We start from the raw sequence: 22,066 nt of genomic DNA on the forward strand, positions 1-22,066 counted from the left end.
CCGAAGTTGCCCGAAACCAGTGTCCGGGCACATGACGTCAGATAAAGACAAAACGACTGTCGGGCGGCTGAAAAGCCGTCCGCAGTTTTTGGCCGTTCGGGCAGGAGAAAGCCGTAGAGGCCCGCTGTTTCTCCTCGAAGTGCTCGACCGCAACGATCCGGAGGGAGAGGCCCGCGTCGGCTTCACCGTTACCAAGAAACACGGCAATGCCGTCGAGCGAAACCGGATGCGCCGACGCCTGAAAGAGGCGGTGCGGCTTTCCGCCGGGTTTGCAATGAAACCCGGACACGACTATGTGATTGTCGCCCGACGCGATCTCCTGAATGCCCCCTTCGACGCCTTGACCCGGGGGCTTGGCGAGCGCATCGAAAACAAGCCGAAACAGAAGCGGCCGCCGGCCGGTTCCAGGAAACAATGATGGAAAAAAACCGCAACTATTTCGTGGCGATTGGCCTGTCCGTGCTGATCCTCGTCGCCTGGCAGTTCCTTTACGTCAATCCGAAGATGGAAAAGGAACGCATCGCTGCGGAAGCGCTGCAGGCCCAGCAGGCTCAGCAGACCCAATCGCAGCCGGGCACCACGGCTCAACAGCCGGCGACCGGTCAGGCCCTGCCTGGCGGCACAGTTCCCGGGACGGGCGAAAACCGCGACAAGGCGCTTGCCAAGTCGGCGCGCGTTGCCATCGACACGCCTGCGGTTTCCGGCTCCATCAACCTGACCGGCGCGCGCTTCGACGATCTCAAGCTCAAGGCCTATCACGAGACCGTCAGCAAGCAGAGCCCGATCATCACCCTGTTCAGCCCGGCTGAGACCACCGACGGTTACTTCACCGAAATCGGTTATGTCGGCGATGCGGCAAGCGGCAGCGTGCCCGGCCCGCAGACCGTGTGGACGCTTTCGGGCGGCGACAAGCTGACGCCCGCAACGCCGGTGACGCTGAGCTTCACCAACGAGAAGGGCATCACCTTCAACCGGACGATCTCGATCGACGAACGCTACATGTTCCAGGTGGTCGACAGCATCAAGAACGGTGCCGCAGAACCGGTGTCGCTCTCCTCCTACGGTCGTGTGACGCGCTTCAACAAGCCGACGACACCGAGCGTCTATGTTCTGCATGAAGGCTTCATCGGGGTCATCGGCGATCATGGCCTGCAGGAAGTCGGCTATTCGAAGATCGAGGACGACAAGGCGATCGAACCCGGCAAGGCGACGGGCGGCTGGCTCGGCATCACCGACAAGTATTGGGCCGCAACGATCGTTCCGCCGCAGGCGACGCCTTACGAGACCCGCTTCTCGCACTTCACAGATGGCCGCGCCCGCTATCAGAGCGACTACAAGAGCGACGCAATCACCATTGCCGCCGGTCAGTCCTCGGAACTCAAGAACCTCGTATTTGCCGGCGCCAAGGAAGTGCCCGTCGTCGACAACTATGAGGCCGCCTATTCTATCCCTAACTTCGACAAGCTGATCGATTGGGGATGGTTCTACTTCATCACCAAGCCGATGTTCAAAATGATGGATTTCTTCTTCCGTCTGTTCGGCAACTTCGGCATCGCCATCCTGACGACGACAATCGTCGTCAAGCTGCTGTTCTTCCCGCTTGCCAACAAGCAGTACTCTTCGATGGCGAACATGAAGAAGGTTCAGCCGAAGATGGAAGAGCTGAAGAAGAAGTTCGGCGACGACCGCATGGGCCTGCAGCAGGCAATGATGCAGCTCTACAAGGACGAGAAGATCAATCCGCTCGCGGGCTGCTGGCCGATCCTCATCCAGATCCCGGTGTTCTTCGCGCTCTACAAGGTGATCTACATCACCATCGAGATGCGCCACGCACCGTTCTTCGGCTGGATCCACGACCTGTCCGCGCCGGATCCGACGACGATCTTCAACCTCTTCGGCCTCTTGCCGTTCGACGCGCCGTCCTTCCTGCACCTCGGCGTCTGGCCGATCATCATGGGCATCACCATGTTCGTGCAGATGCGCATGAACCCGACGCCGCCCGATCCGACCCAGGCGATGCTGTTCACCTGGATGCCCGTTGTCTTCACCTTCATGCTGGCCTCGTTCCCGGCCGGTCTGGTGATCTATTGGGCCTGGAACAACACGCTTTCGGTGCTGCAGCAGTCGATCATCATGAAGCGCCAGGGCGTGAAGATCGAGCTGTTCGACAATCTGAAGAACCTGTTCTCGAAGAAACCCAAGCCGGCGGAGTGACGCCGGCAGACAGAGCCTTCACAAGGCCCCGGACCTCGGTCCGGGGCTTTTTCGTTCGGCCGCTCTAAGCTCACCGTCGAGGGGCTGCGCCAGCAAATCCCGCCGGTTCGATAGCTGCGCCGAGCCGAAAGCTTGACATCGCCGGCCAAAACCGTGAAGCCAAAGCCAATCTTGACGAAGGAATGAACATCGATGGCCGACACAAAGACAAAAGACGACAAGCCGCTGTTCGGCCGGCCGTGGATTTTCATTCGCGGCGTCCCGGCGATGAAGTTCCTGCCGCCGGAAGGACCGACCGAAATTGCCTTTGCCGGCAGATCGAATGTCGGCAAGTCGTCGCTGATCAATGCGCTGGTCGGCCAGAAGGGCTTGGCGCGCACATCCAACACGCCCGGACGCACCCAGGAACTCAACTACTTCGTGCCCGACGGCTATTCCGGTGAAGCGGGCGATCTGCCGCCGATGGCGCTGGTCGACATGCCCGGCTACGGCTATGCCCAGGCGCCGAAGGAACAGGTGGATGCCTGGACCAAACTGGTGTTCGACTATCTGCGCGGCCGCGCGACGCTGAAGCGCGTCTACGTGCTGATCGACTCCCGCCACGGCATCAAGAAGAACGACGAGGACGTGCTGTCGCTGCTCGACAAGGCGGCCGTCTCTTACCAGATCATCCTGACCAAGACGGACAAGATCAAGGCCGCCGGCGTGCCGCGGCTGATCGCCGAGACGCTCGAGAAGATCAAGAAGCACCCCGCCGCATTTCCCGAAATCCTCTCCACCTCCTCGGAAAAGGGAGAGGGCATCGATGAGCTTCGCGCGACGATCGAGCTTGCGCTTTCGCGCTGAGAGCGACGATCGCCCGAAAGTCTTTGATCTCCGTCACTACTCTGACATGCAAACCGCTCTATCTCTGCCGTGCGGTCGCGCGTTTCCTTGCGCGATAGCGTCAAGGATAGGAGAGACACATGTCCGATTTGATCGTTGTGGGATTCGACACGCCTGAAGAGGCCGACAAGGTTCTCGTCAAGCTCGCCGGCCTCAAGAAGGAATATTTGATCGATCTCGAGGACGCCGTCGTCGTCGTGCGCGACGCAGAAGGCAAGGTCCACCTCAAGCAGAGCCTCAACCTGACCGCGATCGGGGCGACCTCCGGTCTCTTGTCCGGCTCCATCTGGGGCGGGCTCGTCGGGTTGCTGTTCCTCAATCCACTCGCTGGCTTTGCCATCGGCGGCGCGCTCGGCGCCGGCGCCGGTGCGCTCTCCGGCTCGCTGACCGACTACGGCATCGACGACGAATTCATCAAGTCGCTCGGCAACACCATCCCGAACAACTCGTCGGCGCTGTTCGTCCTGGTGCGCAAGGTGCAGCCGGAAAAGGTCCTGGCCGAATTCTCAGGCCTGCGCGGCCGCGTGCTGAAAACATCGCTGTCGCCCGAGCAGGAGCAGAAGCTCCAGGCGGCGCTCTCCGACGCCCAGACGCCTTCGCCGCAAGCCGGAACGTTCTGAGCCGCATCAGCGCGATCTTCCTGCGGGCGCATCGTCGACCGCAGGAACGGGCGCTAGTGCGTTCGGCTTAAACGGAGTCGCAGAACTACCATCTTTTTGTTTTCGCGCATTTCCTGCCGGAAAACCGATACGCACTTCTCCTGGAAGTGCTCCTAGGCGCTCGCCGCAACGAATGTCAGCGCGAAACCATTGATGCAATGGCGTTTGCCGGTTGGCGGCGGGCCATCGTCGAAGACGTGGCCGAGATGTCCGCCGCAGCGATGGCAGTGGCATTCCGTTCGCGTCATGAACAGTGCGTTGTCCTCGCGCGTTGCCACGCCGCCCGGCAGGGACTGCCAGAAACTCGGCCAACCGGTGCCGCTGTCATATTTGGCTTCGGAGGAATAGACAGGGAGCGCGCAACCGGCGCATTGAAACGTGCCCTTGCGCTTTTCATTGTTGAGCGCGCTGGTAAACGGACGCTCGGTGTCCTCCTGGCGCAGTATCCGATACTGTTCGTCGGTCAGGATCGCCCGCCATTCGGCATCGGTCTTCGTGACCTCGAACGTTTCGGCCGAGGCTGGGCGCGCCGCCAGCGGAAACCCCTTTGCCGCCGCGATCGCGATCACGCTTAGTGTCCCGCCAAAAATCAGAAAATTCCGCCGGTTCACGATCGAACCCTCCTTGTCATGCCCCTTGACGCTGCCGAGGTCGAAGATAGCGGCCGGCCTGTCACGCGGCAAAACAAGACCGATCAAAGCGCCGTGAAGAAGCCGGGTTGAAAGGCCACCGATCGCAAGCGATCGGTGGCAGAAGCGCCGGCGCGCCACGGATGAGACCCCGGCGGCGGATCGCCTGCGAATGTCTGCCGCGGCGATCCGGAGGAAGCGAGAGCTCAGCCCTTCGGCAGCAGCACCTTGTCGATAACGTGGATCACGCCGTTTGACTGCTTGACGTCGGCGATGGTGACCGTGGCCGTGCCGCCGGTCTCGTCCGTGAGTGTGATCTTGCCGCCGTCATCCTTGGCCTGGAGAACGCAGCCGCCAACCGTCTTGACGTCGTGTTCGCCACCATCGCCTTTGACCATCTTGGCGATCGCCGAGGACATCGCGTCGGCGGAGACGACATGGCAGGTCAGAACCTTGGTCAGCTTGTCCTTGTTTTCCGGCTTCAGGAGCGTGTCGACCGTGCCGGTCGGCAAGGCCTCGAAAGCCTCGTTCGTCGGCGCGAAGACGGTGAACGGCCCCTTGCCCTGGAGGGTCTCGACCAGCCCGGCCGCCTTGACCGCCGCCACCAGCGTGGTGTGATCCTTCGAGTTGACGGCGTTTTCGACGATATTCTTGTCCGCATACATCGCCGCGCCACCGACCATCGGGTTCTCGGCATGGGCGATTGCCGCACTTGCGGTCAGTATGGTGATGGCAGCGAACGAACGGATTCCATAGGTGAACATCTTGGTCTTCCTTCCTGTTGAACCTGTCAGGGAGGCGACACCCAGCCGCCTCGTTGAAATTGCCGTTCCCTCCCCGGGAACATGACAAGCAACGGAAGCCTTGGAAAAAGAGTTTCAGGAATTTTCGGATTGCCGGTCGGTTGGGCGAAAAACGACGTGAGAAGCGACCGACGCTGCAGGACCGGGAAGGCCCGCGTGCGCTGAGTTAGAGATCGCGGGCCTTGCCGAGCGCGATGATCGGGCCGGTGGCCGATCCGGTCGGCGAACCGCCAAGCGGCTCGATACTGACGGCCAGAACCGAACCGCGCGAGAATTTCCCGCGCATGGCCGGGGCGATGATGATCTCGCCTTCGCCGGTCTGGGGCAGCACGCCGAGGGAAACGGCCGGGTTGTCGCCGTTGATGAGCCACAGCTCCAGCGATTTTTGCTCGGCCTGCTGTGCGGCAACCGGCGTCACCCGGAGATGGCCGGTCTCGCGATCGAAACGGGCGACGAGATCGACCGAAATGCCCTTGCCGGTCATTTCGGCGACAAGCGGCCGGCCGCCGGACGGCGGTGCAAACAGCCCTGCCATGGACGCGCCCATGACGGCGACGGCAGCAAGCGAGGCGAGTGCGAGACCACGCCAGAGCGCAAGCGATTGCCATATGCCTGCCCGCACCGGGGCCGCGGCAGGCGGGGCCGTTTCGAAGAGCCGGCGCTCGATCGCCGCGAAAATCCGCGCCGGCGGCACGACGGGATCATAGGCTTCGTCGAAGGAGGAGAGATTGTTTTGCCAGCGCGTCACCATGGCGGCGAAATTGCGGTCGGATGCAAGGCGGGCCTCGACTTTGCGGCGGTCGTCGGCGGATAGCACACCCAGCACATATTCCCCGGCGATCACCTCGTCGCGGCGGAAATCTCCTTTGTCTGGGGTGGACGCTGTCATCGCTCCATGCACTCTCTCAACTTCAACAGGCTGCGCCTCAACCAAGTCCTCATCGTGTTCAGCGGCACAGCGTACATTTCAGCCAGTTCCTGGTAGCTCAGACCTTCGACATAGGCACGCCGCACGGCGTCCGCCCGATCGGTTTCGAGCTCCTCCATGCACGCATCGATCCGCCTGCCCTCTGCTCTGACCACTGCCGATTTTTCCGGATCGGCAGCAGGATCAGCCAAATCGTAGGCTTCGTCAATCGCGTTGGCTACGGGTTTTCGCGCCCGGATCAGATCGATGGCACGGTTGCGCGCAATCGCCGCCAACCAGGACATCGGCGTTGACTGGCCGGGCGAAAAACGGTCGGCGTGCTGCCAGATTCTGACGTAGATTTCCTGGAGCGTTTCTTCCGCTTCACTTCGGTCTCTCAGGATACGCAGGCAAATGGCGAAAAGTTTCGGGCTGGTCAGCCGGTAAAGTTCGGCAAAGGCCGCACGATCCCTGAGCGCAACACGGCCGAGCAGTCCGGAAATTTCCTCGTCGATCATTGCCAACCCGACCCGATGCATTCTTGAGATAGGACATAGAGCACAAATCGCTATCCGCCAGCGCGCATCGTCATTGCTGTTTTATGTTGCTCGCCGATCATTCCATCGACGGGAAACTTGCGTTAAACAGCAGCCGGTATTTTTCGAGGGTCCGCCATGTCCGCTAATGAAAGTGAAATCCAGGCACGCCTGCTCACCCAGGCCCTGCCCTACATGCAGCGCTACGAGAACAAGACGATCGTCGTCAAATATGGCGGCCACGCCATGGGCAACGCCGAATTGGGCCGAGCCTTTGCAAGCGACATCGCTCTGTTGAAGCAGTCAGGCGTCAACCCGATCGTCGTGCACGGCGGTGGCCCGCAAATCGGCGCGATGCTGACGAAGATGGGCATCGAATCGAAGTTCGAAGGCGGCCTGCGCGTCACCGACGAAAAGACCGTCGAGATCGTCGAGATGGTTCTGGCCGGCTCGATCAACAAGGAAATCGTCGCCCTCATCAACCAGACCGGCGAATGGGCGATCGGCCTTTGCGGCAAGGACGGCAACATGGTCTTTGCCGAAAAGGCACGCAAGACCATCAAGGATCCGGATTCCAACATCGAACGCGTGCTCGATCTCGGTTTCGTCGGTGAGGTCGTCGAGGTCGACCGTACCCTGATTGACCTGCTCGCCCGCTCGGAGATGATCCCGGTGATCGCGCCGGTGGCACCTGGCCGCGACGGGCACACCTACAACATCAACGCCGACACCTTTGCCGGTGCAATTGCCGGTGCGCTGAACGCCACGCGGCTCCTGTTCCTCACCGACGTTCCCGGCGTGCTCGACAAGGAAGGCAAGCTGATCAAGGAACTGTCCGTAGCGCAGGCACGGGCGCTGATCGCCGACGGCACGATTTCCGGCGGCATGATCCCGAAGGTCGAAACCTGCATTGATGCGATCAAGGCCGGCGTCCAGGGCGTCGTCATCCTCAACGGCAAGACGGCGCATTCCGTGCTGCTCGAAATCTTCACCGAGCGCGGTGCCGGCACGCTGATCGTTCCCTGATCGACAGCAAACCGAAAACACGAAAAAGCGGGATGCGGTTTTCAGGCCGCATCCCGCTTTTGTTTTGGGCTGATTGATCAGGCCTGATAAACGGCCTGGGCCTCCTGCTTCAGCTTTTCCATCATCGCCCGGTAGGGGAAAGGTCCGTAACTGACACGTGCGACGCCGGCGCCGGCGAGCGTCTGCAGGTCCGGCGCACCCGGCCGCATCATCACGTTGACCGGCAGGCTCGAAGCGGCGCAGACCTTGGCAATCAGCGCGGCATCGACCAGCCACGGCACGAAGAAGCCGCTGGCGCCGGCTTCGGCAAAGGCCTTTCCGCGCGCAATCGCCTCATCGACAAGACCGGCATGGCGGCCAGCATCGCTTTCCTGCAGGAACAGGTCGGTGCGGGCATTGATGAAGAACGGCACACTGCGGCGGTCCGCCATTTCGCGGATCGCGCGGATGCGGGCGGCCTGCTTTTCGACCGCATGCACGCCGGATTTGCCGACAACCTGATCTTCGAAGTTGATGCCGATGGCGCCGACGTCGATCAGACGCGAGACATTGGCAGCCCCCGTTGCCGGGTCGTCGGAATAGGCGCCCTCGAAATCGACCGTGACCGGCAGTTCGGTCGAGGCGACGATCAGCCGGGCGATATCGGTAAGCAGCGCCAGCGGAACCTTCTCGCCATCGCCAAACCCATGCGCGGCGGCAATCGACCAGCTGCCGGTCGCAAGCGCCTTGGCTCCAGCCTCGGCCACGGCCTTGGCGCTGCCCGCATCCCAGATATTGTAGAGCACCACCGGATCGCCCTTGCGATGCAGAGCGGCGAATTCGGTGGCCTTTTCAGTCTGGTTCATTGCATTTCCTCCGCAAACAATCCCACAGGTTTCATTTTGCCTTCGTGCCGCAGCAGCCATTGCTTGCGCCACAACCCGCCGCCATATCCCGTCAGCGAACCATCGGAGCCGATGCAGCGGTGGCAGGGAATGACGATGGCGATCTGGTTGGACCCGTTGGCCTTCGCCACGGCACGCACGGCCTGGATCGTATCGACCTCGCGCGCGATGTCACCATAGGAACGTGTCTCTCCGAGCGGAATTTTCACGAGCCTTGCCCAGACCTCACGCTCGAAGGCAGTGCCGCCAGGCGCCAGGGGCGTGCGAAACTCTGCGATATCGCCCGAGAAATAGGCTTTCAGCTCCGCCTCCATCTGGTCGATCGGCGCCGTGCGGCCTGGGACGATCGCCGAGCGGGTCTTGCGCTTCAGGTTTTCGAGCTCGGTCGGCAACGCCTTGCGATCGTGAAACTCGAGAATGTGCAGATGGGTCTTGTCGGCGACCGCCACCATCGGGCCAAGCGGCGTGTCGATGCGGTCGGCAAACAGCAGCACACGGCCCTGCGACATAGCCGGCGCTTCGCCGAGCAATTTGGCAAAGGCGGCGCGAAAGCCGCTCGGCGATTCGTATCCGGCGTCGATCTGCGCATCAATGACCCGGCCGCCCTCGGCGAGTTGGCGGGCGGCAAGGCCCAGTCGCCGATGTCGGGCAAGATCGAGAAAGGTGATGCCGAGATTGCGCTTGAAGGCGCGGCGAACGGTCGACGGATCATGGCCGCGGCGAACCAGGTCGTCCTCGGTCCAGCGCCGTTCGGGTGCTGCCTCCAGTGCCTGCAGCAGGTCATCGACCAGCGGATCCTTGGCACCGACGGTTGCAAGCGGCTTGCAGCGCTGGCACGGGCGAAAGCCGGCTTCGAGGCAGGTGCCGATCGAGCCGACGAAGATGGTGTTCTCGCGCTTCGGCTTGCGAGCGGGACAGGAGAGGCGGCAGAAAATGCCCGTCGTCTTGACGCAGACATAGGCAGCGCCCTCGTATTCGGTGCTGCGCGCAATCAGGGCATCGTAAAGCGTTTCGTCGGAAGGAAGATCGAACAACATGCGGCCCTTCTACCATGTGTGCGAAGGGACGGGCGCCGGTTTTCGGGCGTCTATTTTTCCGGCGATGGTTTGGCGACAGTTCAGATAAGCACGAGCGTCACCACGCCGAGCACGATCAGGAGGCAGCCGAGGAGTTCGAGACGATTGATCCACTCGCGGAAGATGAAGAAGGACGAGGCGAATGTGAAGAGCATCTCGACCTGCGCCACTACTTTCACGATCGCCGCCTGCTGCAGCGTCATTGCCATGAACCAGCCGAAGGAAGCGGAGGCGCCGACGAAGCCGACGACGAAGGCAGGCTTCCACGCAGCGGCAATGCGCTTCAGCTCGGCCGGCTCGCGCAGCACGATCCAGATCAGCATCACCACCGTCTGCAGCAGGATGACGAAGCCGAGCGTGAAGCTCGCCTGCATCATGTAATCCGGTGCCGGCAGGCTGGGCGCGAGCACCAGCGAGGCCGAACGATAGGCCACGGCCGAAAGCCCGAAGAACGTGCCCGAGAGAAGGCCTATCCCGGCCGTGCGGCTGAAAACCGAAGTGACCAGCGAGCGCGGGCTCAGCGTCGTACGCGCAACCGAAATCAGCATGACGCCGACGACGGAGATGGCGATCGCCACCAGCGTGCCCTCGCTCGCCCGCTCGCCCAGGAAGATGAGGCCGAAGAGCGCTGCCTGGGCCGGCTCGGTGCGCGAATAGGCGGTGCCAACCGCAAAGTTGCGGAAGGAGAAGAGGTGCACCAGCAGGAAGGTCGCCGCGATCTGCGCCAGCCCGCCGATGACCGCCCACAGGAAGAATGTGCCGTTCGGCACCGGCAGCGGATGGCCCGCCACGCGCCAGAGCACGATGAGATAGAGCAACGCAAAAGGCAGGCCGAAACCGAAACGCACGAAGGTCGCGCCGGTCGTGCCCATGACGCCCTTCAGGTGTTTCTGCATGGCGGAGCGGACATTCTGAAGGAAGGCCGCAGCGACGGTGATGATTACCCAGGTTTCCATGGCTGCGAGCTAGCACGCGGGTCCTGATATTGCCAAGAACTCCGTACAGTCTCGCCGATATATACCAACCTGCGCTGATATCAGTCCGGCTTTTCCTGAACTTCCGCCAGGTCGACCGCCCGACTGAACGTGAGCGGCTGACCTTCGTCTTCGAAGGCCTTCACGCGCTGATCGTAGTTCGGCGAGATCGTGCCGAGCACGCGATCCCAGAACGAAAAGTAGTTGCCGTAGTTGTACTTGAAGCCGGAATGATGCTGGTCGTGGAACGTCGTGCACAAGAGAGGGGACGGATATCGCGCCGTCGATGAGGCGAAATACTCGAACCCGCAGTGCCCGAACATGCCGTTGAAATGTTCGAACAACCGGTGCCCGATCAGGATCGCCGGCGGAAACGGGACGGCGAAAACGACGACGGCTGAAAAACTCTGCAAGAGGAAGTTGTCGAAGAAATCCTCAGAATAGGTGCTCCAGATCGTTGGTGCGACGCTTCTGTGATGAAGGGCGTGCAGTGGAAACAGCCACTTGGTGTGCAGCAGCCGGTGCATGAAATAGAACCAGGTATCGTAGAGGAACATGCACAGGACAAAGAGCGGCACCGCCGCCCACCAATTGAAGGTCCAGGGCCCGGGCGCCCAGCCCTTTTGCTGGACATAGAGGCCGATCGTCAGCGGCAGGCAGGCGCTGAACATCGACACCAGGCTCTGGCGGACTTCCGCCCTGCGGCGCTTGTCGGAACCGCGTCCCTTCTGAATCTTTCGCTCGGGATTGCGGTCGTTGACCCAGGTCAGGCCATAACCCAGGGCGAAATAGGTAACGACTGTCGTCGCGTAGAATCCGAACAGAAACAGCAGGTAAAACAGTTCGTCCGACATCGGCATCCGGAACCCCTACGTCAAAGCCGCGCCGGCCGAACGATGCCATGTTGTTTTGGCAATTCAAAGTGGAAACGTCTGCGCCGGTAGGGTAGCCCGTGCGGCGGGGTGAATTTTCTCGTTTGGTGGCCGCCCATACCCGTGTCATAAGGCGGTCATGAAAAAGCTCGATCGCCTGCCGACCCACGACGAATTCGCCCATGTCACCGACTGGGTCTTCGATCTGGACAACACGCTCTACCCGCACCACGTCAATCTGTTCTCGCAGATCGACCGTAACATGACGGCTTACGTTTCGGCGCTGCTGTCGCTCGAGCCGGCGGACGCGAAGAAGCTGCAGAAAGACTACTACCGCGATCACGGCACGACGCTCAAAGGCCTGATGATCCATCACGGCATCGACCCGAGCGACTTCCTCGAAAAGGCGCATGCGATCGACTACAGCATCGTGCCGCCGGATCCGACGCTGGGCGAAGCGATCAAGGCGCTACCGGGGCGCAAGTTCATCTTCACCAACGGCAGCGTTGCACATGCGGAAATGACCGCTCGCGCACTCGGCATCCTCGATCACTTCAACGACATCTTCGATATCGTCGCTGCCGATTTCGTGCCGAAGCCGGCCGGCGAAACCTATGACAAGTTCATGAGCCTGCACCGGGTCGATACCCGCAATGCGGTCATGTTCGAGGACCTGCCGCGCAACCTTCTGGTTCCGAAAACGCTCGGGATGAAGACGGTTCTACTGGTGCCGCGCAACTTCGAATACGAGTTCGCCGAATCCTGGGAGCAGTCCGGAGACGAGGACGAGCAGATCGATTACGTCACCGAGGATCTCGCCAGCTTCCTCAGGCGCGTGGTCGCCGACCTCTGACCCCGACACATTTTGGCCCGGGAAAAACCCCTTTCCCGCCAAAGACTTAAATTACCAAAGTTTAACTGGTGCTCGCCGTCCCGCTGCCTATCATTCGTTCGGGCATAACCCGATCGAAAGGAAGCATGATGCGGAACAGAACCCTGATCCTTGGCGTAACCGCCCTTGCCGTCGCCGTTACCGGATTGGCTGCGCCATCATTTGCCGCCAGAGACAAGATGACGCCCGAACAGCGGGCCGAACGGATGATCAAGCGACTGGACACCAACAGCGATTCCAAGGTGTCACTCGACGAGTTACAGGCGCACATGACCGCGAACTTCAAGGCATTCGACACCAATGGCGACGGCCAGATCAGTGCCGACGAGATGCAGGCGAAGCGCCAGGCGTTCCGCGACGCCCGCAAGGCCTGGCAGGAAGCCAAGAGCAAGGACGGCAAGGAGCGCGACGCAGCCCTTGCCCAACTGAAGGACGCGCGGCCGGCCATGGTGCCCGGCATGCGGCCAAAGGCCTTCAAGCGCGTCGACGCCGACGGCAACGGCTCTTTGAGCGCTGCCGAGGTCGCAAGTGCTTCAGAAAAAATGTTCAAGCGTCGTGACAAGAACGGCGACGGTGTCATCGACGCCGCCGACTTCACCAAGAAAATTTGATCCATCGGTGCCCTTTCCCGCCGCCCGGTGAAAGGAGTATCCGACGACACCGCCGCGCGCCTGGATTGGCACGCGGCGGTGTCGAAAGCTCCGTGTCAAACAGGGCGGCGGAAATGCACAATCCTTGTTTTGACGCATTGCCGTTACCGAAGCACTAGGCGCGGCTGCTGGCTCAACGACTGGCTCGCCGGCATTGATTGCTGGCGCTGGTTCCGGTTTTGGATGCAGGGCTTAGGGCGGCATCAAACCGAATGACGAAGAAGGCTCTCGATCAGGAACCCGATCGCTCCGGCAAGCGTCATCGCGGCACCCAGGGCGAGGGAGATTGTTTTTCTGACTGATGATCGATTGTCGTTCTGCATGGGCACAAAATACACGAGAACCGGAGGAAATGAAGATGGCCTCCCCTGAGCGAAACCGCTTCGCAAGTTTACCGGAGAGGCGCTATCGCCTGCCGTTCGCCATCGGCACCGACCGCGGATCGACGGTCTCGTAGAAGCGGGAGATGATATCCCAGGCCTCATCGGCGGTTTCGACGAACTGCACCAGATCGATATCGTTCGGCGCGATCGTGCCGAACTCGGCAAGCGCCTCGAAATTGATGATCGAGCGCCAGAACTTTTCCCCGAAGAGAATGAGCGGGACCAGCGCCAGGCGACCGGTCTGCATCAGCGTCATCGTTTCGAACAGCTCGTCCAACGTGCCGAAGCCGCCTGGAAACACCGTGACGGCCTTGGCGCGCAGCAGGAAATGCATCTTGCGGATGGCGAAATAGTGGAAGTTGAACGACAGCTCCGGCGTCACGAAGCGGTTCGGCGCCTGCTCGTGCGGCAACACGATGTTGAGGCCGATCGACGGCGCGCCGACATCGTCAGCGCCACGGTTGCCCGCCTCCATCACACCCGGCCCGCCGCCGGTGACGACGACATATTCCTTGTAGTGCAGCTTGGCGGAATGTTCCGAGACGATCTGCGCGAACTTGCGCGCTTCGTCGTAATAGACCGAGGCTGCTTCCAGGTTCTTGCGCTGGATATCGTTCCTGGCGGCCCAGGCGTCGCCGCCCGGCTCGGGAATGCGCGCGCCACCGAACATCACCACGGTCGAGTTGATGCCGTACTCCTCCAGCATCATTTCGGTCTTCAAGAGTTCGAGCTGCAGCCGCACCGGGCGCAGTTCCTCGCGGCAGAGAAAATCGTCGTCGATATAGGCAAGGCGATAGGAAGGAGAGGCCGACTGCGGCGTCACCGGCACCGTCTGCGCCCGTTGCCGGCTCTGCGAGCTATCGGCCAGCGGATCCCAAACCCCATCCTTACGGCGCAGATTGCGCTTCTTCATGCGTGCCATGCTATCGTCTTTCCCGTCGCGTTCCGGACAATCGGCATCTCGGGCGGACGCGTCCTATCCTGTTTCATCGGTCATGAATGCCCCTGATGCCGCAGTCGACCGCGCTTGCCAAGCCCTGCCGGCAGCGTCGAGCCGAAAAGCGGTCCAACTTTTCCGGAACGGGCCTCGGGCGCCGCGCATTCCAGCCGATACAGAACACCCACGGGCGCACATCGCGTCGCTGCCTAATTTTGTCCTTAAATCGATTCCGATTTTCGGAATTATGCAGTAGAGCTTTCGCAGGATAACCGCCGAACTTTAAGGAATTCCGATGACGAACCACAACCTCGCCTCCCTGTCGCAGACGATCGACGCCGCCTTTGATGACCGCGATTCCGTAAACACCGGAACGCGCGGCGCGGTGCGCGACGCCGTGGAAACGGCACTGAACCTGCTCGACAGCGGCAAGGTGCGGGTGGCAGAGCGTGGCGCCGACGGCAACTGGACCGTCAATCAATGGCTGAAGAAGGCCGTTCTGCTCTCCTTCCGCCTCAACCCGATGGAAATCGTCCGGGGCGGCCCGGGGGAATCCGTCTGGTGGGACAAGGTCGCCTCCAAGTTCGACGGCTGGAGCGTCAACGAGTTCGAGAAGGCCGGCTTCCGCGCCGTGCCGAACTGCGTCGTGCGCCGCTCGGCCTATATCGCGCCGAACGCCATCCTGATGCCGTCCTTCGTCAACCTCGGCGCCTATGTCGGCGAAGGCACGATGGTCGACACCTGGGCCACGGTCGGCTCCTGCGCCCAGATCGGCAAGAACGTGCATCTCTCCGGCGGCGTCGGCATCGGCGGCGTGCTGGAGCCGATGCAGGCCGGCCCGACGATCATTGAGGACAATTGCTTCATCGGCGCCCGCTCCGAGGTCGTTGAAGGCTGCATCGTGCGCGAGGGCTCGGTTCTCGGCATGGGCGTGTTCATCGGCAAGTCGACCAAGATCGTCGACCGCGCCACCGGCGAAGTGACCTATGGTGAAGTCCCGCCCTACTCCGTCGTCGTCGCCGGCTCGATGCCGTCGGGCTCGACCATGGGCAACGGCCAGCCGGCACCGAACCTCTACTGCGCCGTCATCGTCAAGCGCGTCGACGAGAAGACCCGCTCCAAGACCGGCATCAACGAACTGCTTCGAGACTGATCCGATGACACCGGAGGGGCGACGGCCGAGCATGATCTGGCTGTTCTTCAGCCCCTCCGGCCGCATCACCCGCCTGCCCTTTTTCCTGTCCTGGCTTTTCTGGCTGCTGATAGGCGGTTTCGTCGTCGCGCAGATGCTCGCCAACGAGAACCACAGGACCGCGCTGGCGCTCTGGACGCTGGCGCTGATCGTGTCCGGCATCGTTTCCACGCTCTCGATCGCCATGCTGGCGATCAAGCGGCTGCACGATATCGGCTATCCCGGACCGCTGGCGATCTGCCTGTTCATCCCTGTCCTGAGCCCCATCGTCTTCATCGCGCTCTGTCTCTGGCCGGGCACCGAGGGGCCGAACGAATTCGGCCAAACCAGCGATGAACCCGGCGCTTGAGCGGCGCACTGTACATTTCGGGCCCGAACGCGTATGTAGCGCGCCATGAACAGGCCGGCGATAAGATGCTGGCCGCGGCAATCGGCGCCTGATGACGACCTGATCCAAGGTCTTGTTCGTTTACCGGCGCGAAAACCGAAATCCGAAAGACGAGAGATGACAGAATTCGAAGGGATCGCGCCTGCGATCGCCGAGGCGTTGGCAAAACGCGGTTACAACGAGTTGACGCCGGTTCAACAGGCGATGCGCGATCCTGATCTGGCGGGCAAGGATGCGCTGGTATCGGCCCAGACCGGCTCCGGCAAGACCGTCGCCTTCGGCCTGGCGCTGGCACCGACCCTGCTTGGCGACCAGCGCCGCTTCAGCGCGCCCGGCGCGCCGCTGGCGCTTGTGATCGCACCAACGCGCGAACTGGCGCTGCAGGTCAAGCGCGAGCTCGAATGGCTCTATGAGCAGACTGGCGCGACGATCGCGTCCTGCGTCGGCGGCATGGACATGCGCACCGAGAAGCGCGCGCTGGAGCGCGGCGCCCACATCGTCGTCGGCACGCCCGGACGCCTATGCGACCATATCCGCCGCAACTCGCTCGATATTTCTTCGTTGCGTGCCGTCGTGCTCGACGAGGCCGACGAGATGCTCGATCTCGGTTTCCGCGAGGACCTCGAATTCATCCTCGAGGAGTCTCCCGACGACCGCCGCACGCTGATGTTTTCGGCGACCGTACCGCGCTCGATCGCGACGCTTGCCAAGAACTACCAGCGCGACGCCGTGCGCATCAGCACCGCGTCCGAGCAGAAGCAGCACGTCGACATCGAATACCGCGCCCTGACCGTTGCGTCGAACGATCGCGAAAACGCGATCATCAACGTCCTGCGCTTCTACGAAGCGAAGAATGCGATCGTCTTCTGCTCGACCCGTGCAGCCGTCAACCATCTGACTGCCCGCTTCAACAACCGCGGCTTCTCGGTGGTGGCTCTGTCGGGCGAACTCAGCCAGAACGAACGCACCCACGCGCTGCAGGCCATGCGCGACGGACGCGCCCGCGTCTGCATCGCCACCGACGTTGCCGCCCGCGGCATCGACTTGCCGGGCCTCGAACTGGTCATCCACGCCGACCTGCCGACCAACCCGGATACACTGCTGCACCGCAGCGGCCGCACCGGACGCGCCGGCCAGAAGGGCGTCAGCGCCCTGATCGTGCCGGTGAGCCAGCGCCGCAAGGCGGAGCGCCTGCTCGAAAACGCCCGGATCACCGCCAACTGGGCCCGCCCGCCGTCGGCCGACGAGGTCAGCCGCCGCGACGACGAGCGCCTGCTTGCCGACACGAGCTTTGCCGAACCGATCCGCGAAGACGAAGAGGCGATCGTGCGCGCGCTCATCGAGCTTCATGGTGCCGAGCAGATGGCTGCCGCCTTCGTGCGCCAGTTCCGCTCTGGCCGCTCGGCCCCGGAAGACCTGATCGAGGTTGCCGTCGGCGACAGCCGCGCAAAGCCGCGCCGCGATGAGAAGTCTGCACCGCGCGAAGACTATGACGCGCCGCGCGCCGATTTCAGCGATGGCAGCTGGTTCTCGCTCTCGGTCGGCCGCAAGCAGAATGCCGAGCCGCGCTGGCTGATCCCGATGCTCTGCCGCCACGGCAAGCTGACCAAGCGCGACATCGGCGCGATCCGCATGCAGCAGGAAGAGACCTTCGTCGAAATGACCTCCGATGGAGCCGAGCGCTTCCTGTCGTCGATCGGCAAGGAGGGCATGCTGGAGAAGGGCATCCGGGTGAAGACGCTGCCGGGCGCTCCCGATCTGTCGCAGCAGCGCCAGGAGAAGCCGAGTTTTTCCAAGGACAAGCCGAACTTCTCCAAGGACAAGCCAGGTTTCTCCAAGGACAAACCGGCCTTTGCCAAGAAGCGCCCCTATTCGGACGATGCGGCACGCAGTGACGGCGACTTCAAGCCGAAGCGCAAGTTCGACAAGAAGCCGGCTTACGCCGCCGCCCCGGCCCACACCGACGACAAGCCGCCGGAAAACCGCGACGCCTGGACTAAAAAGAAGGCCAAGCCGAACGCCGGCAAGGACGGCGGCTTCAAGCCGAAGCCCAAGGGCAACAACGCCAAGAACCGCCAGAGCTAAGCTTGCCGCAGCAACGGCGTCAGCCCAAATCAAAAAGCGCCGCGATCAAATCGCGGCGCTTTTTTTTGTCTGCAGTTGCGGCGGCTGGCCGTATCAGGCTTCGAGGAAGCGCAGGCCGGCGACGGCGACGATGATCATCGCGATGCAGGTGATCCGCATCCAGGAGACGGGATCCCCGAAAAGCACGATGCCGAGCACCGTGATGCCGACTGAGCCGATGCCGGTCCAGGCGGCGTAGGCAGTGCCGGCCGGCAGGTCGCGCATGGCGATCGTCAGGAGGTAGACGCTGCCGAGCGCCGCTGCGATGCCGATCGCGCTCGGCACCAGTTTCGTCCAGCCTTCGGCATATTTGAGCGCCAGGCCCATGATGATTTCAATCAGGCTCGCCGCTATCAGGATGATCCATGCCATTACCGTCTCCATCGAAATTTCCATCTGGAGAACAATCTGGTAGGGTAGGCACTGGATAGCAATTACGCACCTTTTGGTAACTATGAAAATCTCGACAGACCCGCTCGAAGCACCCATCACCTCCATTCCGGATGTCTTCGACCCGACCTGCTCCTCGCGGCATGCGCTGGAGCTGATCGCCAGCAAATGGGCGATGCTGATCATCTCGGCGCTCGAAGAAGGGCCGATGCGCAACGCCGCGCTGATGCGCCGGCTTGGCGACGTCTCGCAGAAGATGCTGACGCAGACGCTGAAGGAACTGGAGCGGAACGGCCTTGTCATTCGCGAGGACAAGAAGACCGTGCCGCCGCATGTGGAATACAGCCTCAGCGCTGTCGGCCGTTCGCTCAGCGAAACCCTGCTGGTGCTCGACCGTTGGGCCGAGACGCATTTCGGCACTCTCGACGCGGCGCGCGCGCGCTACGACGCCGAGCGGGGCAAATAGGCCTATTCGCCGTCGAGTTGCGACTGGGCGATCACTTTCACCACCCAGTCGGCAAAGACGCGCAGACGGCTGCTCAGGTGTCGGTTCGGCGGATAGACGAGATAGATCGGCATCGATTCGATTTGCCAGTCCTGCAGCACCCTCCGCATCGCGCCGGTCTCAAGATCCTCCCGCACCATGAAGCGGGGCGCCTGGATGACACCGAGGCCGGCACGGGCGGCGGCGAGATAGGTGGTCGATTCGTTGGCGGCCACCGCATAACGACCATGAACCTCGATCTCTTCCGCGCCGCGCTTGAAATAGAACGGCATCTGCTGGCCGGTCTGCGGGCGGAAATAGCCGACGACATAACAATTCTTCGAAAGATCGGAGGGATGTTGCGGCGTCGAGCAACGGTCGAGATAGTCGGGTGCCGCGCAGGCGACGAAGCTCATGTCGGTGATGCGCCGGGCAATCAGCGACTGGTCGGTCAGGGTGCCGACACGAATGGCGCAGTCGACATTCTCGGCAACATAGTCGACGGTGCGGTCCGAGACGCCGAGATCGATCTGGATGTCAGGGTAGCGCTTGTGGAATTCGGACAGAGCCGGGATAACGATGAGATTGGCCATGGCGCTTGCCATCTCCACGCGCAGCCGCCCCTTCGGCAGCGTCTGGGCGCTCGACAGGCTGCCGTCGAGCTCATCGAGGTCGGTCACGAGGCGCGCGGCCCGCTCGTAATAGAGCGCGCCATCCGGGGTCACCAGAACCCGCCGCGTCGTGCGATTGAGCAGCTTGGTGCGCAGATGCGCTTCCAATCCCTGGATGAGATTGGTGACGGTCGCCTTGGGCATATTGAGCGAAGCGGAAGCACGTGTGAAATTGCCGGTTTCGACAACGCGGAGAAACGCGCGCATGGCCGTGAGCTGGTCCATTTTCAATAGCCATTATTGTTCGAGATACTGAATAGTGTAGTCGGATTAGACGGACTATTCCAGACAGAAGACAATGTTATTCTCCCATCATGGCGGGTTGTCGCCTCATGTGGGATGACCCCGTGGCAAAGGCAAGAGAGATGGGTGAACGCTTTACGGTAGAGACGATGCAGACGGGCAAAGGTTCGTGCCCGGCACGTGTCTATAGTGGCGAAACGCTGCTCAACCCGCCGCCCGTGGTGCTGCACCTGCATGGCGGCTCCTTCGTCGGCAGCTCGATCGCAGCCGGCGAACGCGTCGCCAAGGCGCTTGCGGCGGCCGGTGCCATCGTCATCTCGCCGGAATATGCGTCGGCCTGCCTCAATCCGTTCCCGGCCGCACTCGACGTCACCTATTCCATGCTTTCTTCGATGCGTGCGCGTTGCCCGCAGTTCGCGCATAAAAAATCGTTGCTGTTCATCGCCGGCGAGGAGGCGGGCGGCAACGTGGCAGCCGGCGTGGCGCTGATGGCTCGCGACCAGTTCCTCACCGACCTCAAGGGGCAGATCCTCCTGTCGCCGATGCTGGATCCGTGCCTGGCGACCGCATCGTTTCGCAAATACTGTCCCGAGGGTTCGGTGCAATCGATCGCCGAAGGCTGGCAACGGTATCTGGGCGAATGCGGTGGATTCACGCATCCCTATGCCGCTCCGGCGCACTGTACGCGGCTCGCCGGCCTTGTTCCCTCGCTCATCCTGACCAGCGAGGAATGCCCGATGCGCGACGAGACTGCTGCCTATGCAGACCGTCTTCGCCAGGCGGGCGTGAGCGTTCAGTCCCATATTCTTCCCGGCCGCGCCGGGTGGATACCGGAAAATACCGTGAACGCTGAAACCTGGGCATCCCAGGAAGAAACGATTACCGGCATCTTTTCCCGCTTCTTCCAGCAGGCGGGGGCGAAGCCGGCTGAAATGACGATGCGTTAGCCAAGGACGACAGGGCCGCCGGCCTTTCCCTTTCGCTGACGACAGCAGCAAAAACGCCGGCTCCCAACCGGCAAGGAGAGAAAAATGAAATCGACAGTGACCCGCCGGGCCCTCTGGGGCGCCGGCCTGAGCATCCTATTGTCCGCCGCCGGCGGTGCCGCGGTTCTTCTTGGCCTGCCGCAGCACTTCGAGGCGGATGCCGCAACCGAAACGGCAGCCGCGCTTCCACCGGCCGTGCCGGTTTCGGTGGCCAAGGCGCAGTCGCGCCGCATCACCACCTGGGAAGATTTTTCCGGGCGGCTGGAAGCGATCGAACGCGTCGAGATTCGCCCCCGTGTCGGCGGCGCCATTCTCCAAGCCCACTTCCGCGAGGGTGCACTGGTGAAAAAGGGCGACCTTTTGCTCACCATCGATCCCGAGCCCTATGCGGCAGCCGTCGACCGGGCTGCAGCCGAGGTCGCAGCAGCCGAGGCGCGGGTGGCGCTCGCCAGGACGGAACTCGACCGCGGACGCAAGCTCGTGACCACGAGCGCCATCCCACAGAGCGGCGTCGACCAGCGCCTCAGCGCCTTCGACGAGGCGCAGGCGAGCGTGCGCTCCGCCAAGGCCGCGTTGCGCACGGCCGAACTCGACCTGGAATACACCGAAGTCAAGGCACCGATCTCCGGCCGCGTCGGCCGGCTGGAAGTGACCGCCGGCAACCTCGTCGCCGCCGGCTCCGCTTCGCCGGTGCTGACGACGCTGGTCTCGGTCGACCCGATCTACGCAAGCTTCAGCGCCAGCGAAGAAGTGGTCACCACTGCACTCGCCCGGCTCCAGGCCTCGGCCGGCGGCAACGCCATCGAGCGCATCCCGGTGCAGATCGGCACCGCTGCCGACGAAGGCACGCCGATCTCCGGCCATATCCAGCTCATCAACAACGAGGTGGATGCGGCGACCGGCACGATCCGCGTCCGCGCCGCGCTTGAAAATGCCGACGGGCGGCTGATCCCCGGCCAGTTCGTGCGCATCCGCATCGGCGAACCGGAGCCCGAAGAAAAGCTCGTGATCAGCGATCGCGCCATCGGCTCCGACCAGGACAAGAAATTCGTGTTCGTCGTCGGCTCCGACAACAAGGTCGAGTACCGCCAGGTGAAGCTTGGCCCGAGTTCCGACGGGCTGCGCATCGTCGAAAGCGGCCTGAAGACCGGCGAGAACATCGTCGTCAACGGCCTGCAGCGGGTACGCCCGGGTGTGCTCGTGGCACCGCAGCAGGTCGAAGAAACGACGGCGTCGATCGCAACCAAGTAGGACATGACGG

24 protein-coding genes are annotated in these 22,066 nt (G+C 62.4%); 13 read left to right on the forward strand and 11 right to left on the reverse strand.

From position 1 onward, the window contains the following. Positions 1 to 19: 19 nt before the first annotated feature. The 4 genes from rnpA (at position 20) to ASD03_RS04780 (ending at position 3,719) form a co-directional block, all read left to right on the forward strand. The gene (gene rnpA, locus ASD03_RS04765) at positions 20 to 418 is read left to right on the forward strand and encodes a ribonuclease P protein component (protein WP_025425750.1); all 399 of its coding nucleotides are present in this window, start codon (positions 20 to 22) and stop codon (positions 416 to 418) included. After that, a complete protein-coding gene (gene yidC / locus ASD03_RS04770) occupies positions 418 to 2,214 on the forward strand; it encodes a membrane protein insertase YidC (protein WP_025425749.1) in 1,797 nt (598 codons plus the stop codon). Before rnpA ends, yidC begins: the two co-directional genes overlap by 1 nt. 192 nt (positions 2,215 to 2,406) lie before the next feature. Then, positions 2,407 to 3,060, forward strand: a complete 654-nt coding sequence (gene yihA, locus ASD03_RS04775) for a ribosome biogenesis GTP-binding protein YihA/YsxC (RefSeq protein ID WP_025425748.1) — start codon at positions 2,407 to 2,409, stop codon at positions 3,058 to 3,060. 119 nt (positions 3,061 to 3,179) lie between these two features. Further along, on the forward strand, positions 3,180 to 3,719 hold the full coding sequence (locus ASD03_RS04780; RefSeq protein ID WP_025425747.1) for a DUF1269 domain-containing protein: 540 nt from the start codon (positions 3,180 to 3,182) through the stop codon (positions 3,717 to 3,719). Positions 3,720 to 3,871: 152 nt separating this feature from the next. Here ASD03_RS04780 and msrB read toward each other — a convergent pair whose 3' ends face one another. The 4 genes from msrB to ASD03_RS04800 form a co-directional block, all read right to left on the reverse strand. Continuing rightward, the gene (gene msrB, locus ASD03_RS04785; RefSeq protein WP_025425746.1) at positions 3,872 to 4,372 is read right to left on the reverse strand and encodes a peptide-methionine (R)-S-oxide reductase MsrB; all 501 of its coding nucleotides are present in this window, start codon (positions 4,370 to 4,372) and stop codon (positions 3,872 to 3,874) included. A gap of 221 nt (positions 4,373 to 4,593) precedes the next feature. Continuing rightward, positions 4,594 to 5,151 carry a fasciclin domain-containing protein gene (locus ASD03_RS04790; RefSeq protein ID WP_025425745.1) on the reverse strand — a complete coding sequence of 186 codons (558 nt, stop codon included), beginning with the start codon at positions 5,149 to 5,151 and terminating at the stop codon, positions 4,594 to 4,596. 205 nt (positions 5,152 to 5,356) lie between these two features. Further along, positions 5,357 to 6,079 (reverse strand): anti-sigma factor, encoded by a 723-nt coding sequence (locus ASD03_RS04795; protein WP_025425744.1) that lies wholly within the window; start codon positions 6,077 to 6,079, stop codon positions 5,357 to 5,359. Next, entirely contained in the window at positions 6,076 to 6,615 is a 540-nt protein-coding gene (locus tag ASD03_RS04800; RefSeq protein ID WP_025425743.1) for a sigma-70 family RNA polymerase sigma factor, read from the reverse strand. Before ASD03_RS04800 ends, ASD03_RS04795 begins: the two co-directional genes overlap by 4 nt. 156 nt (positions 6,616 to 6,771) lie before the next feature. Between ASD03_RS04800 and argB the strand changes: the two genes are divergently transcribed. Further along, on the forward strand, positions 6,772 to 7,659 hold the full coding sequence (argB, locus tag ASD03_RS04805) for an acetylglutamate kinase (RefSeq protein WP_025425742.1): 888 nt from the start codon (positions 6,772 to 6,774) through the stop codon (positions 7,657 to 7,659). A 77-nt stretch (positions 7,660 to 7,736) separates the two neighbouring features. On the opposite strand, the gene ASD03_RS04810 is transcribed toward argB, so the two are convergent. From ASD03_RS04810 to ASD03_RS04825, 4 genes are all read right to left on the reverse strand, one after another. Next, positions 7,737 to 8,504 (reverse strand): isocitrate lyase/phosphoenolpyruvate mutase family protein, encoded by a 768-nt coding sequence (locus ASD03_RS04810; RefSeq protein ID WP_025425741.1) that lies wholly within the window; start codon positions 8,502 to 8,504, stop codon positions 7,737 to 7,739. Next, complete coding sequence (locus ASD03_RS04815) at positions 8,501 to 9,580, reverse strand: trifunctional transcriptional activator/DNA repair protein Ada/methylated-DNA--[protein]-cysteine S-methyltransferase (RefSeq protein ID WP_025425740.1); 1,080 nt, start codon at positions 9,578 to 9,580, stop codon at positions 8,501 to 8,503. Before ASD03_RS04815 ends, ASD03_RS04810 begins: the two co-directional genes overlap by 4 nt. A gap of 80 nt (positions 9,581 to 9,660) precedes the next feature. After that, on the reverse strand, positions 9,661 to 10,575 hold the full coding sequence (locus ASD03_RS04820; RefSeq protein WP_025425739.1) for a DMT family transporter: 915 nt from the start codon (positions 10,573 to 10,575) through the stop codon (positions 9,661 to 9,663). 80 nt (positions 10,576 to 10,655) lie between these two features. Continuing rightward, positions 10,656 to 11,453 carry a sterol desaturase family protein gene (locus ASD03_RS04825; RefSeq protein WP_225906198.1) on the reverse strand — a complete coding sequence of 266 codons (798 nt, stop codon included), beginning with the start codon at positions 11,451 to 11,453 and terminating at the stop codon, positions 10,656 to 10,658. A gap of 151 nt (positions 11,454 to 11,604) precedes the next feature. Here ASD03_RS04825 and ASD03_RS04830 point away from each other — a divergent pair, with 151 nt between their 5' ends. After that, on the forward strand, positions 11,605 to 12,318 hold the full coding sequence (locus ASD03_RS04830) for a pyrimidine 5'-nucleotidase (protein WP_025425737.1): 714 nt from the start codon (positions 11,605 to 11,607) through the stop codon (positions 12,316 to 12,318). 128 nt (positions 12,319 to 12,446) lie between these two features. Then, the gene (locus ASD03_RS04835) at positions 12,447 to 12,968 is read left to right on the forward strand and encodes an EF-hand domain-containing protein (RefSeq protein WP_158071680.1); all 522 of its coding nucleotides are present in this window, start codon (positions 12,447 to 12,449) and stop codon (positions 12,966 to 12,968) included. Between the two features lie 444 nt (positions 12,969 to 13,412). Here ASD03_RS04835 and ASD03_RS04840 read toward each other — a convergent pair whose 3' ends face one another. Further along, positions 13,413 to 14,312 carry an LOG family protein gene (locus tag ASD03_RS04840; RefSeq protein WP_025425735.1) on the reverse strand — a complete coding sequence of 300 codons (900 nt, stop codon included), beginning with the start codon at positions 14,310 to 14,312 and terminating at the stop codon, positions 13,413 to 13,415. Positions 14,313 to 14,622: 310 nt separating this feature from the next. Here ASD03_RS04840 and dapD point away from each other — a divergent pair, with 310 nt between their 5' ends. The 3 genes from dapD to ASD03_RS04855 all read left to right on the forward strand — a co-directional run bounded on the left by dapD (position 14,623) and on the right by ASD03_RS04855 (position 17,992). Next, positions 14,623 to 15,480 carry a 2,3,4,5-tetrahydropyridine-2,6-dicarboxylate N-succinyltransferase gene (dapD, locus tag ASD03_RS04845; RefSeq protein WP_025425734.1) on the forward strand — a complete coding sequence of 286 codons (858 nt, stop codon included), beginning with the start codon at positions 14,623 to 14,625 and terminating at the stop codon, positions 15,478 to 15,480. A gap of 4 nt (positions 15,481 to 15,484) precedes the next feature. Beyond that, positions 15,485 to 15,868, forward strand: coding sequence for a DUF805 domain-containing protein (locus ASD03_RS04850; protein ID WP_025425733.1), 384 nt, complete (start codon positions 15,485 to 15,487; stop codon positions 15,866 to 15,868). A gap of 156 nt (positions 15,869 to 16,024) precedes the next feature. Beyond that, the gene (locus tag ASD03_RS04855) at positions 16,025 to 17,992 is read left to right on the forward strand and encodes a DEAD/DEAH box helicase (RefSeq protein WP_025425732.1); all 1,968 of its coding nucleotides are present in this window, start codon (positions 16,025 to 16,027) and stop codon (positions 17,990 to 17,992) included. A 93-nt stretch (positions 17,993 to 18,085) separates the two neighbouring features. Here ASD03_RS04855 and ASD03_RS04860 read toward each other — a convergent pair whose 3' ends face one another. Beyond that, positions 18,086 to 18,403: a multidrug efflux SMR transporter gene (locus ASD03_RS04860; protein ID WP_025425731.1), complete on the reverse strand. Its 318-nt coding sequence runs from the start codon at positions 18,401 to 18,403 to the stop codon at positions 18,086 to 18,088. Positions 18,404 to 18,485: 82 nt separating this feature from the next. Here ASD03_RS04860 and ASD03_RS04865 point away from each other — a divergent pair, with 82 nt between their 5' ends. Beyond that, positions 18,486 to 18,887, forward strand: a complete 402-nt coding sequence (locus ASD03_RS04865; RefSeq protein ID WP_051509149.1) for a helix-turn-helix domain-containing protein — start codon at positions 18,486 to 18,488, stop codon at positions 18,885 to 18,887. A 2-nt stretch (positions 18,888 to 18,889) separates the two neighbouring features. On the opposite strand, the gene ASD03_RS04870 is transcribed toward ASD03_RS04865, so the two are convergent. Then, on the reverse strand, positions 18,890 to 19,801 hold the full coding sequence (locus ASD03_RS04870) for a LysR family transcriptional regulator (protein ID WP_025425729.1): 912 nt from the start codon (positions 19,799 to 19,801) through the stop codon (positions 18,890 to 18,892). Between the two features lie 140 nt (positions 19,802 to 19,941). Between ASD03_RS04870 and ASD03_RS04875 the strand changes: the two genes are divergently transcribed. Then, positions 19,942 to 20,766 carry an alpha/beta hydrolase gene (locus tag ASD03_RS04875; RefSeq protein WP_025425728.1) on the forward strand — a complete coding sequence of 275 codons (825 nt, stop codon included), beginning with the start codon at positions 19,942 to 19,944 and terminating at the stop codon, positions 20,764 to 20,766. Positions 20,767 to 20,850: 84 nt separating this feature from the next. After that, positions 20,851 to 22,056, forward strand: a complete 1,206-nt coding sequence (locus ASD03_RS04880; protein WP_025425727.1) for an efflux RND transporter periplasmic adaptor subunit — start codon at positions 20,851 to 20,853, stop codon at positions 22,054 to 22,056. Positions 22,057 to 22,066 lie beyond the last annotated feature (10 nt).

This window comes from Ensifer sp. Root127 (genome assembly GCF_001425225.1).
GTDB lineage: Bacteria > Pseudomonadota > Alphaproteobacteria > Rhizobiales > Rhizobiaceae > Ensifer > Ensifer canadensis.

Coding starts and splice junctions, on each gene's coding strand:
- yidC (WP_025425749.1), top strand. CDS start 418: ATGGAAAAAAACCGCAACTATTTCGTGGCGATTGGCCTGTCCGTGCTG.
- yihA (WP_025425748.1), top strand. CDS start 2,407: ATGGCCGACACAAAGACAAAAGACGACAAGCCGCTGTTCGGCCGGCCG.
- ASD03_RS04780 (WP_025425747.1), top strand. CDS start 3,180: ATGTCCGATTTGATCGTTGTGGGATTCGACACGCCTGAAGAGGCCGAC.
- ASD03_RS04790 (WP_025425745.1), bottom strand. CDS start 5,151: ATGTTCACCTATGGAATCCGTTCGTTCGCTGCCATCACCATACTGACC.
- ASD03_RS04795 (WP_025425744.1), bottom strand. CDS start 6,079: ATGACAGCGTCCACCCCAGACAAAGGAGATTTCCGCCGCGACGAGGTG.
- ASD03_RS04800 (WP_025425743.1), bottom strand. CDS start 6,615: ATGATCGACGAGGAAATTTCCGGACTGCTCGGCCGTGTTGCGCTCAGG.
- argB (WP_025425742.1), top strand. CDS start 6,772: ATGTCCGCTAATGAAAGTGAAATCCAGGCACGCCTGCTCACCCAGGCC.
- ASD03_RS04810 (WP_025425741.1), bottom strand. CDS start 8,504: ATGAACCAGACTGAAAAGGCCACCGAATTCGCCGCTCTGCATCGCAAG.
- ASD03_RS04815 (WP_025425740.1), bottom strand. CDS start 9,580: ATGTTGTTCGATCTTCCTTCCGACGAAACGCTTTACGATGCCCTGATT.
- ASD03_RS04820 (WP_025425739.1), bottom strand. CDS start 10,575: ATGGAAACCTGGGTAATCATCACCGTCGCTGCGGCCTTCCTTCAGAAT.
- ASD03_RS04825 (WP_225906198.1), bottom strand. CDS start 11,453: ATGCCGATGTCGGACGAACTGTTTTACCTGCTGTTTCTGTTCGGATTC.
- ASD03_RS04830 (WP_025425737.1), top strand. CDS start 11,605: ATGAAAAAGCTCGATCGCCTGCCGACCCACGACGAATTCGCCCATGTC.
- ASD03_RS04835 (WP_158071680.1), top strand. CDS start 12,447: ATGCGGAACAGAACCCTGATCCTTGGCGTAACCGCCCTTGCCGTCGCC.
- ASD03_RS04840 (WP_025425735.1), bottom strand. CDS start 14,312: ATGGCACGCATGAAGAAGCGCAATCTGCGCCGTAAGGATGGGGTTTGG.
- dapD (WP_025425734.1), top strand. CDS start 14,623: ATGACGAACCACAACCTCGCCTCCCTGTCGCAGACGATCGACGCCGCC.
- ASD03_RS04850 (WP_025425733.1), top strand. CDS start 15,485: ATGACACCGGAGGGGCGACGGCCGAGCATGATCTGGCTGTTCTTCAGC.
- ASD03_RS04855 (WP_025425732.1), top strand. CDS start 16,025: ATGACAGAATTCGAAGGGATCGCGCCTGCGATCGCCGAGGCGTTGGCA.
- ASD03_RS04860 (WP_025425731.1), bottom strand. CDS start 18,403: ATGGCATGGATCATCCTGATAGCGGCGAGCCTGATTGAAATCATCATG.
- ASD03_RS04865 (WP_051509149.1), top strand. CDS start 18,486: ATGAAAATCTCGACAGACCCGCTCGAAGCACCCATCACCTCCATTCCG.
- ASD03_RS04870 (WP_025425729.1), bottom strand. CDS start 19,801: ATGGACCAGCTCACGGCCATGCGCGCGTTTCTCCGCGTTGTCGAAACC.
- ASD03_RS04875 (WP_025425728.1), top strand. CDS start 19,942: ATGGGTGAACGCTTTACGGTAGAGACGATGCAGACGGGCAAAGGTTCG.
- ASD03_RS04880 (WP_025425727.1), top strand. CDS start 20,851: ATGAAATCGACAGTGACCCGCCGGGCCCTCTGGGGCGCCGGCCTGAGC.